Origin of the sequence: Synechococcus sp. R8-2 (assembly GCF_047461715.1) — a bacterium.
Taxonomy (GTDB): domain Bacteria; phylum Cyanobacteriota; class Cyanobacteriia; order Thermostichales; family Thermostichaceae; genus Thermostichus.
The window spans coordinates 1-1,826 of sequence record NZ_JANSHQ010000720.1 but is presented as its reverse complement, the minus strand read 5'-3'; the positions used below and the strand labels follow the sequence as shown (position 1 = coordinate 1,826).

The 1,826-nt window shown below is 59.1% G+C and carries 2 protein-coding genes and 1 pseudogene; all 3 read left to right on the top strand.

Annotated elements, in window-relative coordinates:
* Positions 1-306: pseudogene (locus tag NW819_RS14215) on the top strand (dolichyl-phosphate-mannose--protein mannosyltransferase); the annotation flags it as partial.
* A 76-nt stretch (positions 307-382) separates the two neighbouring features.
* The gene (locus NW819_RS14210) at positions 383-1,414 is read left to right on the top strand and encodes an ABC transporter permease (protein ID WP_414414147.1); all 1,032 of its coding nucleotides are present in this window, start codon (positions 383-385) and stop codon (positions 1,412-1,414) included.
* A 167-nt stretch (positions 1,415-1,581) separates the two neighbouring features.
* Positions 1,582-1,826, top strand: a 245-nt coding sequence (locus NW819_RS14205) for a gamma-glutamyl-gamma-aminobutyrate hydrolase family protein (RefSeq protein ID WP_414414146.1), incomplete at its 3' end; no start/stop codon positions are given.

Sequence of the window (1,826 nt, the reverse complement as noted above, 5' to 3'; positions counted from 1 at the left end):
CGCGCTATTCGGAGGGAGTCCTCGACAGAGGCTGGGGAGACGGTGGTGGATATTGGCCGCAGCGGCTTGCCGGATGTCTGTCAGGCCCAGGCCATCGCTTTTTATACCCCTAATCCGGGGAGATGGGTGGATGATCAGGCTCTGCGACGAGGGGAGCATGGAGACTACCTTTGGGTATCTCCGGTGCAGGCAGAACAGGTGGAGATCCGGGATTTGGGGTTACAACCTCTGGCGGCGGTGGAGGGCTGGCAACTGGTGCGCCGTTTGGATCCCCTCTTGGAGCAGGGCAGCGGGGAGCCTCTTTGAGTTTAAAAATCTTAAGTTTAAGAATCCTAGGAAGTGTTAAAGCATGGCGGGAATAGCGGAATCGGGCCGGTCGTGGGTGTCTCTAGAGCGTACCTGGGTAATCCAGGGATTGGCTTGGCTGGCAGCGCTGCTATTTGTGGCGGGGGTGATCCTGCTGGCGGGAGCTTCACCTCTCCAGGTGGCGGCCAGCATGTGGCAGGGGGCCTTCGGCACTGAAGCTCAGTTTGGCCGGGTTTTGGCAACGCTGGCTCCCCTTGTCCTCTGCTGCTGTGGGCTGGTGTTTACGTTTGTTGCCGGTCTCTACAACTTGGGCATCGAAGGGCAAATGGTGGTCGGGGCAATTGCGGCCACGTTTCTGGTGCGTCTGGAAGCGGGATGGTTGCCGCCGCCACTGGCCATTACCTTGGCGCTTTTGGCCGGGATCCTGGGCGGGGCGGGCTGGGGCCTGTTGGCCGGGATCCTGAATGTGTGGGGGCGTGTCAACGAGATCTTCGCTGGGCTGGGGCTGAATTTTGTTGCCCAAGGTTGGGTGCTCTACCTGATCTTCGGCCCTTGGAAAAGGCCGGGGGTGGCTTCCATGAGCGGGACGGAAGTGTTGGATCCCCGTCTGTGGTTGCCCACCTGGGGGCAGTCAGAGGCCAGTCCGGTGGCGTTGCTGCTGGCCCTGTTGGCTTTGGCCCTGACGGTGCTGGTGGTGGGCAACACTCGCTTCGGCCTGCAGTTGCGGGCGGTGGGGAAAAACCCTGTAGCTGCTTTCCGGTTGGGGATCCCGGCTACCCGCAGGTTGCTCATGGCATTTGCCTGCTGTGGGGGCTTAGCAGGGCTGGCGGGCGCCTTGCAGGTGTTGGCTCTGTTCCATCGCCTCATCCCCAATATCTCCAGCAATTTGGGCTTTCTGGCCTTGTTGGTGGTGATGCTGGCAGGCTTTAACCCCCTGCTGATTTTGCCGATTGCCTTTTTCTTCAGCAGTCTTAACATCGGCAGCTTGCAACTGCCTCTCTCTTTGCAATTGGAGTCTTCTTTGGCCGGTGTGATTCAGGGATCCCTGGTGTTGTTCGTCTTGCTGGCCCAAGGGATCAGCCGCCGCTACTTCCTTGGGAAAGGTTAATGGCTTCGGCGATTTCTGGGATCCCTTTGCGTTAGCGTTGCGCAACAACGAGATTTAACTCCTATCGCGGGGGAAAACTTTGGATTTTTCTGCTCAGGACAGTGGTGCGGTTCCTCTGCCGTAGGCATAGCACCATCAACATTGGGAAATGAGGCTATCGTAGAAGGATGAATCGGACATCCCCTTTTTCAAATCGACCGCTCATCGGCGTTACCACCCGCAACCGCAATGACGAGGGAGACTTTGTAGCGCCAGGCCGCTATGTGGATGCCATTCGTGCTGCCGGAGGGATCCCTGTTCTTTTTCCCCCAGGCGAAAGCGAGCCCCAGGTTTTGCTGTCTTGGGTGGATGGCCTGGTGTTGACCGGTGGCGGCGACCTCTGCCCCAGCACCTTTCGCGGTAGCGGGACGGA